The sequence below is a fragment of the Romboutsia sp. MSSM.1001216sp_RTP31141st1_G3_RTP31141_220114 genome (assembly GCF_039031195.1).
GTDB lineage: Bacteria > Bacillota > Clostridia > Peptostreptococcales > Peptostreptococcaceae > Romboutsia_C > Romboutsia_C hominis.
The window spans coordinates 570833-594774 of sequence record NZ_JBCIUO010000001.1 but is presented as its reverse complement, the minus strand read 5'-3'; the positions used below and the strand labels follow the sequence as shown (position 1 = coordinate 594774).

Annotated in this window: 19 protein-coding genes; all 19 read right to left on the bottom strand. The window is 27.7% G+C overall.

From position 1 onward, the window contains the following. Positions 1-19 precede the first annotated feature (19 nt). The 19 genes from ABCP60_RS03050 to ABCP60_RS02960 all read right to left on the bottom strand — a co-directional run bounded on the left by ABCP60_RS03050 (position 20) and on the right by ABCP60_RS02960 (position 23913). The gene (locus ABCP60_RS03050; RefSeq protein ID WP_176579606.1) at positions 20-1171 is read right to left on the bottom strand and encodes a cyclically-permuted mutarotase family protein; all 1152 of its coding nucleotides are present in this window, start codon (positions 1169-1171) and stop codon (positions 20-22) included. 376 nt (positions 1172-1547) lie between these two features. Then, positions 1548-2072 carry a dihydrofolate reductase family protein gene (locus ABCP60_RS03045; protein WP_166505242.1) on the bottom strand — a complete coding sequence of 175 codons (525 nt, stop codon included), beginning with the start codon at positions 2070-2072 and terminating at the stop codon, positions 1548-1550. Between the two features lie 220 nt (positions 2073-2292). Then, positions 2293-2979 carry a hypothetical protein gene (locus ABCP60_RS03040; protein ID WP_092926302.1) on the bottom strand — a complete coding sequence of 229 codons (687 nt, stop codon included), beginning with the start codon at positions 2977-2979 and terminating at the stop codon, positions 2293-2295. 368 nt (positions 2980-3347) lie between these two features. Then, positions 3348-3704, bottom strand: coding sequence for a DUF1667 domain-containing protein (locus ABCP60_RS03035; RefSeq protein ID WP_195581026.1), 357 nt, complete (start codon positions 3702-3704; stop codon positions 3348-3350). 2 nt (positions 3705-3706) lie between these two features. Then, positions 3707-4951 (bottom strand): FAD-dependent oxidoreductase, encoded by a 1245-nt coding sequence (locus ABCP60_RS03030; protein WP_092926306.1) that lies wholly within the window; start codon positions 4949-4951, stop codon positions 3707-3709. Continuing rightward, positions 4941-6401: an NAD(P)/FAD-dependent oxidoreductase gene (locus ABCP60_RS03025; RefSeq protein ID WP_343101213.1), complete on the bottom strand. Its 1461-nt coding sequence runs from the start codon at positions 6399-6401 to the stop codon at positions 4941-4943. The genes ABCP60_RS03030 and ABCP60_RS03025 overlap by 11 nt, the downstream gene beginning before the upstream one ends. Positions 6402-6624: 223 nt before the next feature. After that, positions 6625-8163 carry a glycerol kinase GlpK gene (glpK, locus tag ABCP60_RS03020; RefSeq protein ID WP_166505239.1) on the bottom strand — a complete coding sequence of 513 codons (1539 nt, stop codon included), beginning with the start codon at positions 8161-8163 and terminating at the stop codon, positions 6625-6627. Positions 8164-8223: 60 nt separating this feature from the next. After that, positions 8224-9021 (bottom strand): MIP/aquaporin family protein, encoded by a 798-nt coding sequence (locus ABCP60_RS03015; RefSeq protein WP_343101212.1) that lies wholly within the window; start codon positions 9019-9021, stop codon positions 8224-8226. A gap of 202 nt (positions 9022-9223) precedes the next feature. Beyond that, complete coding sequence (locus tag ABCP60_RS03010; RefSeq protein ID WP_092926313.1) at positions 9224-9775, bottom strand: glycerol-3-phosphate responsive antiterminator; 552 nt, start codon at positions 9773-9775, stop codon at positions 9224-9226. Positions 9776-10101: 326 nt separating this feature from the next. Next, a complete protein-coding gene (locus tag ABCP60_RS03005) occupies positions 10102-10887 on the bottom strand; it encodes a 5'-methylthioadenosine/adenosylhomocysteine nucleosidase (protein ID WP_242871329.1) in 786 nt (261 codons plus the stop codon). A 267-nt stretch (positions 10888-11154) separates the two neighbouring features. Beyond that, positions 11155-11757 (bottom strand): manganese efflux pump MntP family protein, encoded by a 603-nt coding sequence (locus tag ABCP60_RS03000; protein ID WP_092926315.1) that lies wholly within the window; start codon positions 11755-11757, stop codon positions 11155-11157. A gap of 278 nt (positions 11758-12035) precedes the next feature. Continuing rightward, positions 12036-13928, bottom strand: a complete 1893-nt coding sequence (locus ABCP60_RS02995) for a fructose-specific PTS transporter subunit EIIC (protein WP_343101211.1) — start codon at positions 13926-13928, stop codon at positions 12036-12038. Between the two features lie 3 nt (positions 13929-13931). Beyond that, a complete protein-coding gene (pfkB, locus tag ABCP60_RS02990) occupies positions 13932-14849 on the bottom strand; it encodes a 1-phosphofructokinase (protein WP_343101210.1) in 918 nt (305 codons plus the stop codon). Positions 14850-15015: 166 nt separating this feature from the next. Further along, positions 15016-16791, bottom strand: coding sequence for a BglG family transcription antiterminator (locus ABCP60_RS02985; RefSeq protein ID WP_166506241.1), 1776 nt, complete (start codon positions 16789-16791; stop codon positions 15016-15018). A 165-nt stretch (positions 16792-16956) separates the two neighbouring features. Beyond that, positions 16957-18927 carry a HAMP domain-containing sensor histidine kinase gene (locus ABCP60_RS02980; RefSeq protein WP_271934255.1) on the bottom strand — a complete coding sequence of 657 codons (1971 nt, stop codon included), beginning with the start codon at positions 18925-18927 and terminating at the stop codon, positions 16957-16959. Positions 18928-19062: 135 nt separating this feature from the next. Next, entirely contained in the window at positions 19063-19719 is a 657-nt protein-coding gene (locus tag ABCP60_RS02975; protein WP_343101209.1) for an iron-containing alcohol dehydrogenase, read from the bottom strand. Between the two features lie 316 nt (positions 19720-20035). Next, a complete protein-coding gene (locus ABCP60_RS02970) occupies positions 20036-20479 on the bottom strand; it encodes a hypothetical protein (RefSeq protein ID WP_343101208.1) in 444 nt (147 codons plus the stop codon). 503 nt (positions 20480-20982) lie between these two features. Continuing rightward, positions 20983-22242, bottom strand: coding sequence for a cytochrome P450 (locus tag ABCP60_RS02965; RefSeq protein WP_343101207.1), 1260 nt, complete (start codon positions 22240-22242; stop codon positions 20983-20985). Between the two features lie 228 nt (positions 22243-22470). Next, positions 22471-23913: a PLP-dependent aminotransferase family protein gene (locus tag ABCP60_RS02960; protein WP_343101206.1), complete on the bottom strand. Its 1443-nt coding sequence runs from the start codon at positions 23911-23913 to the stop codon at positions 22471-22473. Positions 23914-23942: the final 29 nt, after the last annotated feature.

The following is a 23942-nucleotide window of genomic DNA, read 5'->3' as shown; positions in this document are numbered from 1 at the left end:
TAAATTTATACCTTGATAGCTACTCATTAATTATTGTTCCTACAAAAGTTCTTTCTGTTCTAACACCTGGTTTTACTTCCCCATTTATTGAATATATCTTATTTCCATTAAGTATTAGACCTGCTCCACAAGGTGCATTAAATGGAATTTCTCCTACAGTTTTCCAGCTATCTTCTTCTGCATTATATATTAATATATTTTCATTCCAATTAAATTCCTGAGGATCTGCACCAAAATATTTTTGTCTAAAGGCTTGTAATTCTTCTCCTTTTAAGTTATCTAGATTATAAACTGCATCATCATATATTTCTTTATTAAATCCACCTATAACTAACATTTCTTCTTCATTAAGTTTCACTGAGCTTGCTCCTAATAAAGATATTTTATTATCATTTATTTTAATATCAGAAACCTTTTCCCATTTATTATTTTTTATGTTATATTTATATCCATCTGTATATGCTACTTTATCTCCACCACTAAATACATATATATCATCACCTAATATTTGAGCTACAGCTTGGTTTCTAGTTGCTTCTCCTGGCATAGGTGCTAACTCTTTAGTCTCACCTTTTTTTATGTCAAATCTATACATCTTATTACTAGGTGTTCCATTTTGCTTTCCTAAACCAACATATATATATCTATCTTTTTTAACTGCTATTCCATCGCTAAGTGTAAATGGTAAATCTCCTATGTGCTTTTCTTTAAGTTTTCCTTTTTTATTAACTGTAAATAAAGTTACATTATCAGCTTCTTTTTCATTACTACTTCCACCTATATAGTAAACCCCTTCTTTATCAGTAATTGAGCTCCCATATCCAATTTCATAATTTAGTTTTTCATGGCTAACTTGCTTCAGTCTTCCATCTTCTTCCTTTAGTACATACACATCTGGATAAAGCTTTTTAGCCCCTCCATCTAAAACTGGTTTATCTGGGAAATTTGCTCCTCCACCAGCTATTATATATTCGCCATCTTTACCCGCAAGTAAACCTGCAGTACCTATATTTTTATCTTGTCCAAATTGTGCCTCTAAGTCACCACCATGTTCCCAGAGTATTCTATCTACATCATTTCCACCTGCATTTCCAGTATAATTCATAGTACTTGCACCTAGTATAAACGTAGATGAAATTGCAATTGCCATAGCCTTTGTTAGCTTTCTCATTACTTACCTCCAATAAATAATATATTTTTAAAACTAAAAATTATAGATATAATTTGTAGAGGTATTTATTTTAGTCAAAAACTATTTATCAATTTTATATACTTTAAGATTTATATATACTGTTATTTATAAAAATGACATAACTATATTTTTAGTTTTTTTACTTTTACAATTAGATTGTACTAATAAAAAATATTCTTATCAATAAGATTTTTATATAACTTCTATATAAAATTAATTTTATGTTTAATGTAATAAATACATAAACTATAATAGAATTTTTTATGTATTTTTTAACTAAAATTTAATATTATATATATAGAAAAAGTTATGAAAATAAATATTCTCATAACTTTATATATTTAAATTTTATATACTATCTTTTTGAATATCTTAATATGACAATCCCATTGTCTGAAATATACTCATCTAAGTGTAAATCTATTTTAGGGTTATTACCCAAGAATAATGGTCTACCTTTTCCAAGTATTGTAGGTATTATTCCTATTATATATTCATCTATAATATCTGCTTTTATAAAGTTGTCTACTAATTTCCCTCCTCCAAATAAAAATATGTTCTTTCCTTCTTTTTTTCTTTCTTCTTCTATTACTTTACATATATCGCCATTTATAAAATGTATATTTTCATAATCTTCTAGCTCCTTTGATGTAGCTACATACACCTTTTTGCTTTTGTAGTCATTATGAAAATTTTGGTCATAACATTTTTTTCCCATTACTACAGTATCTACTTCACTTAGAAATTCATTAAAATCCCACTTTTTATCACTATTTAAAGAATTATCTCCATCTCCAACTATCCAGTCAAATCCTCCATCTTCACTTGCTATATATCCATCTATGCTAATTGCTAAGTTTAATATTATTTTTCTTTTCATATTTATGTCTCTCTTTCTTACTGATTTTTTTAGTTTAATTTACATTTTATCATAAAATATTTTAAATTATAAATATATTATAGTACATAGTTTCTTATATTCTATTAAAAATAGATATTATATTAAATTATCAACTTAAAATCATTAATTGTTAATATTACTATATAAAAAGAGCACCTCTTTTTTAGAGGTGCTCTTTTTTAGCTTATATTAATTTGTTTTACATAGCTAATTCAAGATATCCACTTGGGTGGAAGTAGTATATATTTGATGTATTTTTATCTACAAAGAAACCTAAGTCAGTATCATAGTCTGGGAAAAATACATATCCACTTAATCCTTTTTCTTTTAATGCACTAAAGTTATTTTCATCACCTTGGTATGTATAGTTTGCGTCTTGATTATACATTTTTAATAAATCTTTAGCTTGTTCTTGATTTAATACTTTTATAACTTCAACTTTACTTTCTTCTTTTATGTCTGGTTGTACTTTATCATTTGAAACTACTACATTTTCTTCTTGTACTTTATCATCTTCAGTTTTTTGTTTATTTTCAACTTTTGCATTTTCATTAGTAGTTGTATTTTCTTCTTTAGCTACTTGATTATTTTCTTGTTTGTTTTCTTCTTTATTTATTTTATTATCATCTTTTTTAACTTCTTCTTTATTTTCAACTTTTACTGATTCATTATGTACTTTATTATTGCTTTCATTTTTTATTACTTGTTTATCTATGTTGTTATTTTCTTCTTTATTTACTTCTTCTTTTGTATTAGTGTTTATACCTTCAACTGCTTCTACTTTAGGTTTGTTATTAGAATTTTGTGCAAATATTATGTTGTTTATTGGACTTACAAATAACATCCCTCCACATAATACTGATAATGCTGTTATAGCTCTTTTCATTTTAATCACGTCCTTTTAATTTATGTAAATTTATGTAAGTTTTTATTTTATTTCCTTCTATGTATTTATATTAACATATTAAAATTATATATAACAGTTACACGGCTGTTACCTTAGATTACAAGTTCGTAATTAAAGTAACAAGGATGTAACTTTTATATTTATACTTTTTGGGTACAACAAAAATTCGCTTTGCTTGAGCGACGTGTCGGCAAAACACTTCATGTCGCCCACGACTTCGTCTGTTGCTCAAAATATCTTTTTTTGCATTTTAATCTTATTGATATATGTTGTCTATGTAAGCTATCAACAGCTTTATACTTAATATAAAGTACTGGTATATAAAAAAGATAGCATAAGCTATCTTTTTAATAAATATCTACTGTTTTAGCACTAACTACATCAATACCTGTGTCTAGTATGTTTTTAACTATAACATCTCCTACACTTATTGGTGCACTTACCTTTATAGTATCTAATTCTCTCATTATTTCAAACATCATATCTTTTGGTATAGATTCTTTTGTTTTTACTGGCAGTAGGTTTAAATATGAATTTTCAAGTCTTACAGTAGTAGTTATAACTCTTTTAGGATTAGTTAACTCTTCTACTCCATACTTTTCTCCTCTTTTACAAGTATTTCCTTCTACTTTATATCCATCATTAGTCTTAGTTACTACTAATGGGCATCCCATAGGACATACTATACAAGTTATATTTGCCATATTTAAGCCTCCTTAACACTTACAGTTATATTTTCTTTTATATCTTTAAATAAATCTTTAGATAATTTTATATTTTCCATTTCAGATGGTATCATATGTTTTCTTTTCTTTTCTAATATTACTTTACCATTACTTTCTACTACTAATTTTTTGTTACTGTATATATTTCTAACTCTCATAAATAAATTTATATCTTCATCACAAGTTGTGTCTATATTTTGTGGTACTATATAAGAAATTCCTTCACTTGCTAAAGTTTTTACACTTTCATTATTTTTTAATTTATTTAATGAGTATAGAGCTGCATTTTTACCAGCTATTCTACTTTCTTTTGTAACAAAATCTACTAAGTCATGTACATGAACTACATTACCACAAGCAAATACACCATCTATATTAGTTTCCATGCTATTTCTAACTATTGGTCCACTAGTTTTACTATCTAGACTTACTCCTAAATCAACACTTAACTCATTTTCTGGTATAAGTCCTACTGATAAAAGTACTGTATCACATGGTATATATTCTTCTGTTCCTTTTATAGGCTTTCTGTTTTCATCAAGTTTTGAAAGTGTAACTCCTTTAACTCTTTCTTTTCCATGAATATAACTTATACCTGTGCTTAACATTAAAGGTATATTAAAATCATCTAAACACTGTACTATATTTCTAGTAAGCCCACTACTGTGAGGATTAACTTCTACTACTGCCTTAACTTTAGCGCCTTCTAATGTCATACGTCTTGCCATTATAAGACCAATGTCTCCTGATCCATATATAACTATTTCTTTACCTACCATATACCCTTCCATATTTGATAGTCTTTGAGCTGCTCCTGCGTTGTATACTCCTGCACATCTATATCCTGGTATATCGATTGCACCTCTAGTTCTTTCTCTACATCCCATAGCAAGAACGATTGAATCTGCACTTATATTTATAAGTCCATCTTCTCCAAGTGCTTCTATAGTTTTATCTTTAGTTATATTAAGTACCATAGTATTTAGCATATAATCTATATTTTCTTCTTTTATCATTTCTATAAATCTATGAGCATACTCAGGCCCTGTTAGTTCTTCTTTAAATTCATGAAGTCCAAATCCATTGTGTATACATTGATTAAGTATTCCACCTAATTCTCTATCTCTTTCTATTATAAGTACATCTTTTGCACCATTTTTCTTAGCTTCATAAGCTGCTCCAAGACCTGCTGGTCCTCCTCCAACAACAACAACATTATATTTCAACTAACTCACCCCTCATTTCCTTAACTTTACCTACTACCATGTTTGATTTGTCATAATCTTTTAATACATCTTCAACGTTTATATTAAGTTCTCTAGCTATTATTTCTATAACTTTAGGACCACAAAAACCACCTTGGCATCTTCCCATTCCTGGTCTTACTCTTCTTTTAACTCCATCTACAGTTTTAGCTCCACATGGTGATTTTATAGCATCTATTATTTCACCTTCTGTTACCATTTCACATCTGCATATTATCTTTTTATATCTTTCATCTTTTTTTGCTATTTCTTCTTTTTCTTTGCTACTCATATGTGAAAATGGCTTATTTTTTCTTCTTATTGGGTTAAAATCTGTGTTTTTCTCTAAGTTTAATCCCTCTTCTTTTAGAATTTCTACTACATATTTTGCAATAGCTGGTGATGAGGCTAACCCAGGTGATTCTATTCCACCTACATTTATAAAGTTTTTACATTTATCTGATGCAAATATCATAAAGTCTCCTGTATTTGGTGTTGCTCTAAGTCCTGCAAAAGATGTTATTGTCTTTCTAAAATCTATATTTTCTATACTTTTTCTTGAAGCATTAACTACTTCTTCAATACCTTCTCTACTTGTAGATATATCTTCTTTGTCATCTACAACATTTGCATTTGGTCCAACTAATAAATTTCCGTGAACTGTTTGAGTTACTAATACACCTTTACCTTTTTTTGTTGGGCATTGGAATAATGTATGATTTGCTATTTTCCCTTCAGATTTATCTAGTATTTTGTACTCTCCTTTTCTAGGTATGATATAATACTCATCTCCGCCTATCATATTGTTTATTTTATCACTGTATACTCCAGCTGCATTTATTACATATCTTGATTTTATTATTTTTCCATTTTGTAATTTTATATTAAATTCATCATCTATTTTATTGATATCTATTACTTCACTTTCTAATTTTAAATCTACTCCATTAGTTATAGCATTTTCCATAAGCGCTATATTTAAATTAAATGGACAAACTATACCTGCTACTTCACAAAGTAGTGCACTTACTACGTTTTTATTTACACTAGGCTCAAGTTTTAATACTTCTTCTTTGTTTAGTATTTTTAGACCTTCTACACCATTTTTTATTCCTCTATCATAAAGTTGTTGTATATGTTTTTTATCTTCTTCATCGAAAGCTAAAACTAAAGAACCATTTTGTTTAAATTCTACATTTAGCTCCTTACAAAGTTTAGGATACAACTTGTTACCTTCTACATTTAATCTTGCCTTTAAACTTCCTTCATTTGCATCATATCCACCATGTACTATAGCACTATTTGCTTTAGTAGTTCCTTGACAAACTTCAACTCCCTTTTCTAGTACTACTGTTTTTAAATTATATTTAGATAATTCACGAGCTATAGAGCTTCCCACAATTCCAGCTCCTATTATTGCTATATCATACATAACTTTCCCTCCAACTTATGTTTTTTCTAAAAAAAGACAGAGAGCCCCCTATACGTTGTATAGAAGGCTCTCTCATCTCTTAGCCAAAAATATTTAAATATTGTACTTAATAAAATTCACTTTGTTATAATTCGTAAATTATAGATATTACTTTAAAATTGTAAACATTTTCCTTCATATATTAATTATATACTATAAAATATTTTTTGTCACTAATTTTATATTAACTCTCAACTGATGCTAATTCAGATTTAAGTTCTTCATCTTCTCTTGCCCAATCAAGACTTCTTTGTACTGCTTTTTTCCATCCTTTATATAATAAGTTTCTCTTTGCATCACTCATATTAGGAGTAAACTCTTTATCTATTATCCAAGATTTTTTAATATCTTCTTTGCTATCATAAAATCCTACAGCCAATCCTGCTAGGTAAGCTGCTCCTAGTGCAGTAGTTTCTACTACTTTTGGTCTATTTATATTTGCATCTAATATATCAGACTGGAACTGCATTAAGAAATTATTTGCACTTGCTCCTCCATCTACTTTAAGACCATTTAGCTTTAGTCCTGAATCTTCTTGCATAGCATTTAATACATCTTTAACTTGGTATGCTATTGATTCAAGTGTTGCACGAACTAAATGTGCTCTATTAGCACCACGAGTAAGTCCCATTACGCTACCTCTTGCATACATATCCCAATATGGTGCTCCAAGCCCTGCAAATGCCGGTACTACATATACTCCATTAGTATCATCTACACTTTGAGCATAAAATTCACTTTGGCTAGCATCATATAATATTCTAAGTTCATCTCTTAACCATTGTATAGATGCACCACCTATAAATATACTTCCTTCTAATGCATATTCAACTTTCCCATCTACACCCCAAGCTATTGTTGTTAATAATCCATTTTTAGATTCTACCATATTTTCTCCAGTATTCATTAACATAAAGCAACCTGTTCCATAAGTGTTTTTTGCACTTCCTTCTTCAAAACAAGTTTGCCCAAATAGTGCTGCTTGTTGGTCTCCTGCACATCCTGCTATTGGTATTTCAGCTCCTGCTAACATTTCTTTGTCTGTGTGTCCATATACACAGCTAGATGGTTTTACTTCTGGTAACATACTCTTTGGTATGTTTAACATTTCAAGTATTTCATCATCCCATTTTAACTCTTTTATATTATAAAGCATAGTTCTAGCAGCATTTGAGTAATCAGTTACGTGTACCTTTCCACGAGTTAAATTCCATATTAACCAAGTATCTACTGTACCAAATAATAGATCTCCATTTTCTGCTTTTTCTCTTGCACCTTCTACATTATCAAGTATCCATTTTATTTTAGTTGCTGAAAAATATGCATCTAGTATAAGTCCTGTTTTTTCTTTTATAGTATCTTTGTATCCTTTAGCTTCTAATTCATCACATATACCTGATGTTCTTCTACATTGCCAAACTATCGCATTGTATATTGGCTTTCCTGTATTTTTATCCCAAACTATTGTAGTTTCTCTTTGGTTAGTTATACCTATTGCACAAACTTCATCTGGTCTTATAGAATTAGTTTCTAGAACTTCTCTCATAACTCCACTTTGGCTTCCCCATATTTCCATAGGGTTATGTTCTACCCATCCTGCATTTGGATAAAATTGAGTAAATTCTTTTTGAGAAGTTGCTATTATGTTTCCACTCTTATCAAATAATATTGCTCTTGAACTTGTTGTTCCTTGATCTAGCGCCATTATATACTTTCTTTCCATACAAATCCCTCCCTGAAATTTTAAAATTTATATTTATAATTATTGTTGTATTTAATGTTTCTACTTAGATGTTTCTGTAACCTCTTCATCATCTAAATATCTTTTTACACCTTTGTCATATACAAATCCTGCAAGTAAACCACCTATAATTGGACCTACTATTGGAACTAAGAAATACATATTTTCTCCTAATGCATTAGTTCCCCATCCTGCTATCATTGCAAATAATTTTGGTCCAAGATCTCTTGATGGATTCATTGCAAATCCTGTTAGTACTCCAAAACTTGCACCTATTATAGCTATTATTAAACCTATCATAACTGGTGCTAAATTAGCATGAGGCTTGTTTGAGTTTTTAGCTTCTCCAACTGCAAGTATAACCATAACTAAAAGCATTGTTATTATTATTTCTGTAAATAAAGCTGTCATTATACTTATATCAGCATGTGGGTATGTTGAGAATATTCCCGCTGTAGTCATACCACTTGCACTTGCTCTTACTATATTATTAGCATTTTCAAAAGATATGAATAAGTTCTTAAATAAAAAGTAAACTGTAGCAGCTCCTACAAAACATCCTAGTATTTGAGCTATTATGTACGGTAAGACCTTTTTCTTTGGAAAATCCCTATACACCATTAAAGCTATAGTAACTGCTGGGTTTATATGTGTACCCGACACTGCTCCTGTAACATATATTGCCATGGTAACAGCAAGGCCCCATATTATACCGATTTCCCACTGTGAAATACTAGCTCCATTTAATACAAGTGATGCAACTGATCCACAACCTATAAATATTAGTATCCAGGATCCTATAAATTCAGAGATACACTCTCCCATCAATGTTTTTTTCAACTTAATTCCCCCTTAATTTTTATAAAATCAATTTTTTGTAAAAAAACAGAGAGAGCTCATAGTAAAAAAACTATTAGCTCTCTCGTCTCCAGCCTAGTATTGATTTAATTAAATAATAATAAAAAAACTTTTTCCCGTCAATATTTTTTAAGGTTAAGTTTTTAACATTGCAGTTAAGTTTTTAACAGCCTTTTTTTAATCCTTACCATATACTTTTATCTGTAGTTGAAACTGCCATAGCACCACAAGATAATATATTTATAACTTCTTCTTTTTCATCTATAAGTCCACCACATATTATTGGTATATTAGGATAAGTTTTATTTATTCTTTTTACTATCTTTGGCATTATTCCAGGCATTATTTCTATAGCTTGAGGCTTTACTTTCCTTAAGCTTTCTATAGCATTTTCAAGTGACATTGAGTCTATAAAGAAAAACCTTTGCACAACATCTAGGTTTAGCTCTAATGCCCTTTTTACAATATTAGTTTTAGTAGTTATTATTCCATCTAATTTTACTTCTCTTTTTATATAATCAACAATAACCGGATTTGATGCTATTCCAGATATCATATCTATATGAACAAATACCTTTTTATCATATTTATGAAGATATTCGATTATTTTTTTTAAATTAAGTATATCTCCATTTAATAAAAATACAATATCACAATCTGATTTTGCTACAGCTTCTAAGTTTTCGTCATTTTTAATTGCACCTATTATAGGATTTACTTCTAAAATTTCTCTCATTTTTTCCCTCCAAATTTGTATGCGTCTATATTTATTATACATTAATAAAAAAAAGTGCAATATTAATTATTTTTTTAACAAATTTTAAAATATAAAGGAGGAACGATTCGTTCCTCCTTTATATTTAGTCCATTTAATTATTTATAGTCATTTTGATTTCGTAAATCATCCCAAAAATTTTCTACATTAACTACTTCTTTATTTATCCCTTTATAACCATCCTAATAAAATTTTTGATTAATATGTATTCAACTTTTAGTTACATTAGCTTTATATAATAAAAAAGTTGGACTATAGATTAGCCCAACTTTTATTTATTCTTAATATTAGTATATTTTTATAAATTCTTCTAATAATGAACTAGCATTTTTAGCTGCTATTGGTAAGAATTCCTCATATGATAAATCAGCTTCTCCATTGGCTTTATCAGATATTGAACGAAGTATAACAAATGGTATATCATTTAAGTAAGCTACTTGTGCCATAGCTGCTCCTTCCATTTCTACTGCCTCTACATCTTTAAAATTATCTTTTATTTTTTTAGCAATATCTCCACCTGCTACAAATTGGTCTCCTGTAGCTACCATTCCATCTACTATATTTACACCTTTTACATTCTTAGCAGCTTCTTTTGCTTTATTTATCATATTTTTATCTGCATCAAAGAATCTTTTATTTAATCTTGATATTTCTCCAAGTGGATCTCCAAATGCTGTTGTATCAAAATCATGCTGAACTGTAGTTGTTGATATAACTACATCTCCTTGATTTAAATCTTCATTCATAGTCCCAGCAACTCCAGAATTTACAAGAGCTGATACATTAAATTTATCAACTAAAACTTGAGTACACATAGCCATATTAACTTTTCCTACACCAGAACGAACTAACACTATATTTTTATCATGTAATGTTCCTTTGTAAAATTTTATACCTGCTATAGTCGTAGTTTCTTTTATATCCATCTTTTCTTTTAATATTTCTACTTCTTCTTCCATAGCCCCTATTATACCTAATACATTTTCATTTCCTGTTTCTGATTGTGATGTACATCCTACCATTAAAAATATTGATAATAATATTGTTGGTAGTAAAACTAATATTTTTTTCATTTTCTAATTACTCCTTAATTTTATGTCAAAATCATTTTACAATATTATTTATATCATTATTTTCATACATTTTCAATATTTTTTTATATTTTTTATGTATTATTATGAATTTTTATATATTTAAATTAAATAAAGTTCGTTTTTTTACTTTGTAATATATCTATTAGACACTTTAATTTTTATAAAAAAATAGATATAATAAGTTATTGAAAAACTTACTATATCTATACTTTTATCATATATTTTTTATGTTTTGATTATATGTACTTAAAATAACTGACTAAATATATGTGTATGTTCATTAAATATATTTATACCTATGCCTATAAGTATAATTCCACCTATAAGTTCTGCATATCCATTAAATACGTTTCCTATTTTTTTACCTATAAAAACTCCAAATAAACACATTATAAATGTTATAACACCTATAGCTATTGATACCTCTACTATGTTTATACTTAAAAAAGCAAAACTTATTCCCACTGCTAAAGCATCTATGCTAGTAGCTACAGATAACACTAAAATATCCTTTGTAGAAAGTTCTTCTTCAGATGTAGCAGCTAACAAAGTATCTACTTCATTTGCTTCTTTTCTTTCATCTATAAATCCTTTTATCATTTTATATCCTAAGTAACTTAATAATATAAGTGCTATCCAATGATCTATAGATTTTATGTACTTTTCAAATCCAATACCCATAACCCACCCTAAAAGTGGCATTCCACCTTGAAATATTCCAAAGAATAAGGCTATTTTTATACCTAAAGATTTTGTTAAATGTTTAATAGTCATTCCTTTTGTTACCGATACAGCAAAAGCATCCATTGAAAGTGCTAAAGCTGTAAATAATACTGCTGTAATACTCATAATTGCCTCCTAATTTTTTATTTTCGCAAAAAAATAACGAGACTCTAGGTATGCAAAATAAGCATACCTGAGTCTCGTTTTTTAAGATTAGACCAGACTATTTAGTCATTATGTTGACCTAATCACACAATACGTGCAAACTACTCCCTCAGTATGATAGGATATACATCTTATTATAATACAAATTTATATATAAATAAAGTTTTTAATCATTTAGTATATAAAAAATAGATAGACTTATTTTTATATAAGTCTATCTATTTTTAACTAAGTATATATTATTCATTTATAGGCTTTTTTAAAGCTGCTAATGCTATCATACCTACTACTGAACCTATTGCTATTGCAGCTAAGTATCCTAAAGGGTTACCAACAACTGGAACAACAAATATTCCTCCATGTGGTGCTCTTAGTGTTGCGTTAAACATCATACTAAGTGCTCCTGCTGTTGCTGAACCTAATACACAAGCTGGTATAACTTTAAGTGGGTCTGCTGCTGCAAATGGTATTGCCCCTTCTGTTATAAATGATAATCCCATTACATAGTTAACCTTACCTGATTCTCTTTCTTCTTTTGTAAATCTATTTTTAAAGAAAGTTGTAGCAAGTGCTATTGCTAAAGGAGGTACCATACCACCTGCCATAACTGCTGCCATTATTTCAAATTGGCCTGATTGTAGTGATGCAACTCCAAATACATAAGCTGCCTTGTTTATTGGTCCACCCATGTCTATTGCCATCATACCCCCAAGTATTAATCCAAGTATTAATTTAGAACTAGTTCCAAGTCCATTTAAGAAGTTAGTTATACCTAAATTAAGTGCTGCTACTGGAGGTATTATTAAAAATGTCATTATAATACCCATTAAAAGTGTCCCAAATAAAGGATATAAAAGTACTGGCTTTATTCCATCTAATGAATCTGGTAACACACTAAATACTTTCTTAAGCCCTACTACTAAGTATCCTGCTATAAAACCAGCAAGTAATGCTCCTAAGAAACCTGAACCACCAGTATTTGCTAGTGCTCCTCCTACAAATCCTACTACTAAAGCTGGTCTATCAGCTATACTATATGCAATATATCCTGCTAGTACTGGTAACATAAATTTAAAAGCAGTATCTCCTATTGATTTAAAGAATGCTGCAAGCGGTGTGTTTGAACCAAAAGTATCTGGATTTATTGAGTAATCATCAAGTAAAAATGCTAAAGCTATTAGTATACCTCCACTTACTACAAATGGTAGCATGTTTGATACACCATTCATTAAATGTTTATATACTTTTCTAAATGTACTTTCGTCACTACTTTCTTCTTTTATTTCTACATTGCCGCCGTGATTATATATAGGTGCATCTCCATTTTCTGCTTTAGTTATTAACTCTTCAGCTTTGTGTATTCCATCAGCAACTTTAGTTATTATAACTTTCTTTCCATTAAATCTAGCCATATCAACTTTTTTATCTGCTGCTACTATTATAGCTGTTGCATTTTCTATTTCATCTTTAGTTAATACATTTTTAGCTCCAGATGAACCATTAGTTTCTACCTTTATGCTAACTCCCATTTTCTCAGCTTGTTTATTTAAGCTTTCTGCTGCCATAAAAGTATGTGCTATACCTGTCGGGCAAGCTGTAACTGCTAATACTTTTGGGTATTTTGAAGTTTTTTCTTTAACTACTTCTATTTTTTCTTCTTTTTCTTCTGGGAATTTCTCTTTTTCCTTTTTATCTATTAAACTTAAAAACTCATCTTCGCTTTTAGCATTTATAAGTTTTTCTCTAAATTCTTCATCCATAAGTATTGTAGATAATCTTGATAACACCTCTAAGTGAGTGTTATTAGCTCCTTCTGGTGCTGCTATAATAAAGAATAAGTGTGATAGGCTCCCATCAAAAGATTCATAGTCTACACCATCTTTACAAATAGCTGCAGCTAAACATGCATTTTTAACTGAACTAGTTTTAGCATGAGGTATTGCTATTCCTTCACCTATTCCTGTTGTGCTTTGATTTTCACGAGCTATTATTGCTTTTTTATATTCTTCTTTATTATTTAAATTGCCACTATTATTTACTAAATCTACTAGCTTATCTATAGCGTCACTTTTATCAGTTGCTTTTAAGTTAAGGCTTATAGACTTTTTATTTATTAAATCTACTATCTTCATAGCTTATCTCCTCTCTACATTTATTTCATCTATTAAACTATATATGTGTTCTTTATCTGCTAAATCATTAGAAAATGCTGTTGCACCTCCACTAGCTGCCCCTAGTTTTAAAGCTTCTTTGTAGTCTTTTGAATTTAGATATCCAGCTATAAATCCAGCTACCATAGAATCTCCTGCACCTACTGAATTTTTAACTTTCCCTTTTGCTACGTTACTTATAAAGATTTCTCCATTTTCTGTTATAAGTAATGCTCCATCTTTCCCTCTTGATATCAATACATTTTTAGCTCCCATATCTTTTAACTTTCTAGCATAAGTTATTATTTCATCAACAGTTTCTAATTTAACATTAAATAATTCTTCTAATTCATGGTTGTTTGGCTTTATTAAAAATGGTTTGTGCTTTAATACATTAATTAATAAATTTTTAGTTGCATCTACTACTATTTTTATATTTTTATTTTCTAGCCTTTTCATTATATTTTCATAAAAAGAAGAATCTAAAGTATTAGGTATACTTCCTGCTAATACTAATACATCGTTTTCCCTAAGGGTGTCTAATTTTTCATATAATTTATTTAAATCTTTTTCATTTATATTTGGTCCTTGACCATTTATTTCTGTTTCTTCACTGCTTTTAACCTTAACATTTATTCTTGTAAATCCATTTTCTATATTTATAAAATCTTCATTTAATCCTTTATCTTTTAATACATCTTTTATATAATTACCTGTAAACCCACTAACAAATCCTAGTGCTCTACTTTCATATCCTAGTTCTTTTAATATTAAAGATACATTTATACCTTTACCACCTGGATATACATACTCTTCTTTAGTTCTATTTACCTCTCCATTTTTTAGATTATCTAGCTTTATTACATAATCTATAGATGGATTAAGTGTAACTGTATAAATCATTTTATCACCTCATTGTGTTATCTTATATACTTATAATAAGCTAGAATACCTTTTCCTAAAAGACAAAAAATTTCTCTTAGTTAAAAGAGAAATTTATCTATTAAATATAAAGGTGTATTTTCACCTTTATTATATTAAATTTTTTTAGATTATAAATTAAATAGATTTATTTAAACATAGCTATAAATTTATCATAATTTTTAGATTCACATATACTTATAACTTTAGCTATAGAATCTATTCTTTTATATATGCTTGAAAGTAAATCTTCATAGTTTAATATACTATCTTTTTGTATACAAAGCATTACTATAAGCCTTACATCCCCTACTTCCCACTTTATGCTTTTTTTAAGTATTCCTATTGCTATAGTATTTTTATATACCTTTCCTTTAGCACCATGAGGAATAGCTACCATATTTCCAATTTCTGTTGTAGCTATCTTTTCTCTATCAATATAAGATAGTTTCATTTCTTCATCTATATAATTCTTTTTAAGTAATTTATCAGACATATAATCTATTACGTCATATTTATTATCAAAATCTAAGTCTGTAAAGAATAAATCCTTATCAAATATTTCAGATAAATTTATATTATAATAAATTTTACCTGTATCTATAAACTTTTCTATTATCATTATTTCCTTTTCATCTAAAAATGGTGATACATTTATAACAGGAATATTTTTAATATCTATAGGTACCGTAGATATTATAAAATCTACATCAAGTACTCCTATAAAATCTATTAAGTAAGAAGGAATTACTTTTAGTATTTCAATTCTTTTATCAAATTTAGCTTCAATCTTTGCCTTTATAAGCATAGATGTTCCAATGCCTGATGCACATACTATTATAGCTTTTAATACTTTTTTGTTTTCTTTATGAGAAGTTCTTTGTAATGCTCCTCCTATATGAATTGCAATATTTGCAATCTCATTTTCATCTATTTTAATATCTAAATCTTTTTCTAATGTATTTTTTGCAATAGTTGCTAGTTCAAATGCAAATGGATACTTAGCCTTTATATCGCTTGCTATTATACTTTGAGTATTTATGTTTAGTTCTTTGTTAGTATAAAAGCTAAGTATATGCTTATATAAATACTTTTTAAATATATTATCATTACTTAAATCTATAGATGTAGCTAATTTTAAATTTTTAATAAACTCATCTATAGAGCTTAGTACTTTTTCTTCATATTCTTTATTGTAATTACTGTTTATTTTTTCTTGGTAGTTATTAATATATATTTTTATAAATTCTTTATAATTATTATTATCTTCTAATGATAGTGATAGTAGTATATAATTGAATATATTATTAAATTCATAATCAGTAAATATTATATGTTTTTTATGTATATTGTATAATATTTCACTTCTTATTGAAGATATATTTGAAGCTACAATGTCACTAAAAAAGTCTTCAATATTTATGTTTTTGTACTTTAAGCTACTTTCTATTATACACTTTATTATATTTTTAGTATCTCCTGAAATACTAATACCTAGCTTATGTTTTGATATAGTTTTTAAATTATAATTTTCAAGTATAACTTTAACTTCTTTTAAGTCATTTTTTATGGTAGATAGACTAACATACATTTCATCTGCTAAACTTTCTATTTTCAATGTTTTATCTTTATAAAGTAGTAGTATCTTTTTTAATATATATCCTACTCTATCTATATTAACGTTAGTTTGTTCATCATCTTTATCAATAATAGAATCTACATTTCCAACTAATATATATCCTTTTCCTCTTATAGAATCTATTTTTACATTTTCTAAAGTAGAGTTTATCTCTTTTATTTCTCCTTGAACTGTTTTTGTAGAACAATCTAGTTCATATGCTAAAGCCTTACTAGTTATAGGTTGTGTACTTTTGTTTAATATATTAATTATCTTAACTTGTCTACTGTTTAAAATATATGTCAATATCATCAATCCTTATTATAATTTTTTATCTATTATTTTATTCTACTATAAGTGTAATTATAGTTTCAAATAAAATTAGTTTTCCTTTACTAATTATTTATCATTTATTTTAAAGTAAAGTAACCTATACATAAGCATCTTTAAAGCTTATATACAGATTACTAATTAATATACATCAGACATTTCTAAATCTACTATTTTATTTATATCTTTTATACTTGAACCTTCATTTTGCATTTCATTTACTTTCAAATGTCTAGGAAGGCATATCTTAAAAGTAGAACCTTTATTTATTTCACTTTCTATTTGTATTTTTCCATCATGAATATCTATTATTTCCTTTACTATACAAAGTCCTATTCCACTACCTTCATTGTGTCTAGTATATAAGTTGTCCACTTGATAAAATCTATGAAATATATAATCAACCTTTTCTTTTGATATACCTACTCCATTATCTTTTACTTCAATAACTACATTTTCTTTTTCTTTATAAATATATACACTTATAACTCCATTTTCAGGTGTAAACTTTATAGCATTTGATAACAAATTTAATATAACTCTTTGAATTTGGAATATATCTATAGCTACTTTTACCTCTTCACATTCTGTATCAAATACCATATCAATATTTTTTCTTCTTGCAAAATCTATACTCGACTCAAATATATCTTCTACAACACATACTATATTGCAATTTTCTAAGTTTAATTTTAACATTCCAGATTCAGCTTTAGTCATATCTATTATATTATTTGATATTTTAAGCAGTCTATAGGCATTTTTATCTACATTTTCTAGTTTACTTAGTATATAATCTTTATCTAGATTTCCTTTTTCAAGACTTTTTTCTAATACTTTAGTAGTTCCTAGTATTATATTTATAGGTGTTCTTAATTCATGGCTTAGATTAACTATAAAATCTGATTTTAGTTTTTCTCTTTCTTTTGCTCTTTTTTGTATTTCTATTCTTTTTAATTTATCATTTCTAAATCTAATAAAAGTTATGATTATACCTATAATAATTATTATTGATATGATTTGTAAAAATATTAAAACTCCTTTCATCCATGTAGGAATTAATAAATCAAAAGGATCTTTATTTAAAACAACTACATCCTTTATTACAGAAAAAGGATTAATATTATACTCATATATACTGTTATAATCTACGTATGATTTTACTTTAGGTTCTGAAACACTTTTAATATTTTCTATTTTTTCTCCACTTTTTAACTTAATTATCATCTCTCCAATTATACTACCTTGTTCTTGCCCTATATCCATGCTACCACCTAATATCCCAGCATTCATATAGGTTTGATCGTTAGAGTATATTGGTGCACTGCTATAATTTTTTATTGTGCTTATAACTTCTATAGGAGCTATATACTTTCCTGAATTCTCGTACTGAAATTCTCCTCCTATTACATTAATAGTATCTTCTGAGTTTTTAATCTCACTTAATTCTTTTGTTATATCTTCTAAATAATTACTTTTTATATGTCTTATTTTTACTTGATCTTTTAAGTATCTATCTACTATCCTTGTTACTTCCTTATAAATAGAATATCCATATCCTGATTCTTCTGTTATTATATTTATATATCTTGCTTTAGGAGTTAAGTCTTTCATTAAAATCATTAAATCTAATGTATCATCACGGTGATATATACCTGCCATATTTTCTTTTTCTTTGCTAGTTTCTTCTAAATTGTTATCTACTCCACTAAATAAAAGAGGTAATTTATAAAAATTACTATTTATATTTTTTACTTCATTTTTAAAAACTTCATAAGCTTCATCATTTACTGTATATATAACATCTATACTTCCCTTTGGGTACTTTTTACTTAACATATCTTTTAATGATTTTATATATTCTTTATTGTGATTAACTCTAAAATCTAAATATTCAACTTTAAAGTTTATATTTGACTCATTATTATTTGATATATAATTTTTAAGCCCCATTGTTATATTTGATTCCCAGTAATGTCCTTGATGATAAGAGTTTAGTACTAAAACGTTAAATGACGCATCTTTTGTACTTTTTGCATGTATTTTAGATATAAACATCTGTGTCATTAATATAACAGTTAATATGTATATTATTTTCTTAAATTTTGTCATTTATTAAATCTCCCTGTCTCAAAATATACTCAAGATTTAATAATTCTACATTATTTGTTTTTTTCCTTTATTATTTTTATTTAAAATAAATAAACCTAAGGAAATAATCCTTAGGTTATATATTAATATTTATATTTATTCCATAGATAATTTAAGTATTTCTTTTATTTCTTCATGAGTAGCAGTTATTGGGTTAGTTAAACCACAAGCATCTTTTAATGCATTAGCTGCTAAAGTGTCAAAATCTTTTTCTTTCACTCCAAGTTCTTTAAGTCCTGTTGGTATATTTACAGCTTTTGATAATTTTTCTATAGCATTTATACAAGCATTAGCTCCTTCTTCATCATTCATATTAGATACCTCTATACCCATAAACTTAGCAACATCTTTTAATCTATTTGCACATACTTTAGCATTAAACTTCTCAACTCTTGGAAGTAATACTGCATTACATACTCCATGAGGTAAATCATAAAATCCACCTAATTGATGAGCTATAACATGAACATACCCTAATGATGTATTGTTAAATGCAACTCCTGCTAAACACTCAGCATATGCCATATTTTCACGAGCGATTAAATTTTGTCCATCATTAACTGCGCATATTGGAGTCATATTTTTCTCTACTAAAGCCATTTTAACATGTCTTTCTTCATCTGTTATTATAGAGAATATTGTTAACTCACTACCTGTTCCTGCTGTTGTGTTTACACATATTAGTGGTAATTGAGGTAGTTTTGATTTATTAACACCTTCGTAATCTTTTATTTCTCCTCCATTAGTATGCAAGTATAGCTATTATAGATCATAAAAAGATAGTTGGGCCTATACTATCTAGTAATATTAATAATTTAAGTTTATGCTGTAATAACTTATTTAAGTCTTTGAATTTAAAAGAAGTAGGATATGAATTTATTACTCTATTTGTTCACAATATAATAAAATTGAGGATTATTAATTTGTAAACTTATATTCTTAATAGCAATATTTTCTATAGATATACTTTTATTATTAAAGCTTTTATTGTTACATTTGGTAATTATATCGACTGAATAACTTTCGCTATCTTCAAAAACTAAGACGTGTTGTTGATTTAATTGTATAGTTAAAGGTTCTGTTTGAGTATATAAATATCAAATATATTATGAATAAGCTTTATATCGTTATTAGTTAATGGTCCTCTTACTATAACTTCACTTATACCAATAATATCATTGTCCCTGCTATTTGGAATCATATATTCATTCATAAACTTTCGAGATTTTTCATCATTCATTTGTTGAAATCCAATTTGCAATGGAACTCCTTCAAAGAAATTAATATAACTATTTTGCCAAGGCATAGTTCTTGTAAGCATGTTGAAAAACCATTTAAATTTTAAATGCTCAGGTTTTGTAATTTCAATACTTTTTTTATTTAATAAGTTATAAACTTCATCTATATTAACTACATCTAACATAATACAAATTAATCCTCTATGCCCATTGTTGTATAAATCTACCCATTCAGTTTTCCAACCACCTCCATTAGATCTTAAAATATTTATCATCTCAAAATATTCATTTCCAATCCATAAGTTAGAGGCTTTGTTAATAATAATGATATAATTTTTTTCAAGATATTATCCTCCTTATCTCACTATCTTAATTACATATTTTATTTTCTAATTACATTGTAATCATAATACGTATCAAAAAGTTTGAATTTTAGAAATATATTTTAAAATTAGTATAAAACAGGAGCATCTGCTACTATTTTTTATTTAATTATTAATAGATTTAACAAACTCTTCTAAAAATTTAAAATCTATGTTTTTACCTATAATGTTGTATCTAGATACAGTGCTATAACTTAAACTTTTAGCTTTGCCCAGTATTATTTCTAGTAATATACTTTCTTAAAATATGACTATTTTCACTTTTTATTAATTTGTAATTGTGATTACTTTTGAAGTAGAAAATAAGGAGGAACGATTCGTTCCTCCTTGTAGTTTTAGAATTTATAAAGTTTGATTATTTTAATTTTATTCTATTATAATCAAACATTAAGAAACTAAATTTTTTGTTTAATATTCCTCATTACAAATCCACTTTTAGGCAACGTAGGTATCCTTTCTAGGCTATAACTTAAATCCTGATCAGGTACTTCAAACTCAATACTATTAATAAGGAAATCAATACTAGCTTTCATGATTTCAATTGTAATTTTTTCTCCTGGACAGCGATGACCTTTTGCAGGATCTCCGCCACCTTGAGGAATAAAATCAAATAAGCTCTCATTACGCTCTTTAAAACGCTCTGGTATAAATTCAAAAGGCTTCTCCCATATTCGTGAATCATGATTTGTACCATAAATATCAAGAATAACAAGCATGTCTTTTTTAAATTCGTATTTATTCCAAGCAAAATCCTTTTTTACTCTTGCCCCTAAAAATGGCCCAAATGGGTAATAGCGTCTAACTTCTTGCACAAACATTTCAAAATCTTTACTGCTGCCAGATAAAAGTTTTTCTTTACACTCTGGGTGCTCATATAAAGCCAAAGCCGAAAATGTAATAAATGTTGAGATTGCAACAATTGGACGTAGTATGTTGATAAGTTCCACCGCAGCAATTTTAGTATCTAGTTGACTACCATCTAACTCTCTATGAAAAGCCATAGCGTAAAGTGCTGAGCTTTCTTCAACCTTAAGCTTACCAGAACGAACATCTTCTATGACTTTTTCTATCCACTCTTCAGCTCTAGATCTAGCTATTTTACCTTTCCAATATCGTGGCCCTACTGCTCCAAGAGCATCAACCATTGCACTAAAATCCTCTGCTCTCTCTTTTACCTCAGATTCTAAGAGAGGAACCCCAGCCCAATTACATGCTACCCAGCATAAAATAAACTTTGCCTCATCAAAAAGTACAATCTCCTTATTACCTTCCCATTTACTAATTGATGATTGCAATTTATCCATTAGAAGTTTTGAAAGTTGATTTTGATGATGTGAGTTAGTCAATGACATGAAAAGATTTTTACGATGCCTATGTGATTCTCCGTCCATAGACTGTACACCACCTATACCAAACAATGTTTTTTGTACCCGTTTTGGAGCAGCACCATTTCGCTTAAATAACTCTGAATCGTAAAAAATCCTTGCTGCTTCTTCTCCAACTATACAGATTGCTTTTTCTCCTAGCAAATGTGTCTCAAATATATCCGACTGATATTTATCTACCCTATTTTTTATAAATAGATATGCCTCCTGGGACATAGCTATAGTATGGTCAATACCTTTATCTTGTGGAACTTGTTCTTTAATTGGCATTATCTTATATACTCCTTTATATTACATGTTTTAAAAATCGCTTTGCTCTTTTATTTTTTCCATACCAATTATAAGCTATTCTACTTGTTTATAAAGATATAATAAATGATGGTGTTCTATATAGCTTATTTATCTAATATTTCTTTAAAGTAAAAAATAAGAGGAACTATCCGTTCCTCTTATTAAAATTATAATTTATATATCTTATTTTTTAATTTCACTTTTTTATTACCTAAGCTCATCTATAACAGAACCAATTATCTTGATTCCTTTTTCAATATCCTCAAAATCAAGCCTTGAAAAACCAAGTCTTAATGTATCATGTCCACTATCATCTGTATAGAATACATCTCCACACATAAATATAACACCTTTTTCATAGCATCTAGATAATAATTCTCTACTATTTATATTATCTAATTTTAAAAATATATGAAGCCCACCTTCACCCATAATATAGTCTGTATGTATATATTTTTTAACACATTCTAGTGCAAATTCATATTTTTCTTTATAGAACTTTTTAATTTTTTTCATATACTTTTCAAAAGAACCATTGTTTAAATAATCATATAAGATAGCTTGGTCTAAAAAAGATACATGAATATTTTTACATCTTTTAACACTTTCTAATTTATTTATAATACTCTTATCAGCTAATATCCAGCCTATTCTCATGCCAGGGAAAAGTACCTTTGAAAAGCTTCCTATATATAATACCCCATTAGATGAACCATCAAGGGCTGCAATTGGACATATATGAGACCCTGTATGAAGTAATTCTTCATTAAATCCATCTTCTATTATAGGTACATTATACTTTTTCATAAGATTATATAATTCATATCGTTCTTTGTGTCTCATAACTATACCCGTTGGATTGTGATAAGATGGAACTACAAATGAAAGCTTAACATCATTATTTTTAAGCTCTTTTTCTAAAACCTCTAAGTCCATTCCATTGTTAGTCATAGGAATTCCTACTATATTTAAATCATAAACCTTAAAAAGCTTTATAGCAGTATTGTGAGTAGGATTTTCACATATAATAGTGTCTCCTGATTTAGTAAGTGAAGATAGTATTATATCAAGCCCTTCTGTAAATCCATTAGTTATTAGTATGTCTTTATTAGAAGTATCAACTCCCTTATCCTCCATATATGAAAGTAGATAGTTGATAAGTGGTTGATATCCTTTTGCATATCCATAGTTAAGTAGCTTATGACCTTCAAGAGATATTCTATTTAAAAATGATTTTTTTATTTCGTCAATATCAAACAATTCTCCTTGAGGAGATATACTTTTAAAAGATATTAAATCTTTTTCCCAAGGTATTTCACTTTTTACTATATCAAGTTCTTCGCATAAATTTGCGTAGTTATTATACTTTTCATCCCAATTTATATTCCAAGTATTTTCCTTATGTTCATTAGATATACTTACAAAAGTTCCCTTTCCTTTTTCAGAGTGTATAACTCCTTCAGCTTTTAAATCTTCAAAAGCAGATATAACTGAATTTCTACTTACATTTAGTATTTCACTAAGCTCTCTAGTAGAAGGAAGTTTACTTCCTTTAGTAAGCATTCCTTTTGATATCATATCTTTTATGTTATTTTTTATTTGTATATATATTGGTTCTTCATCATTAAAATCTATATTTGAAAATATCAAGTGTTATATCACCTCTATATTAATAAGTA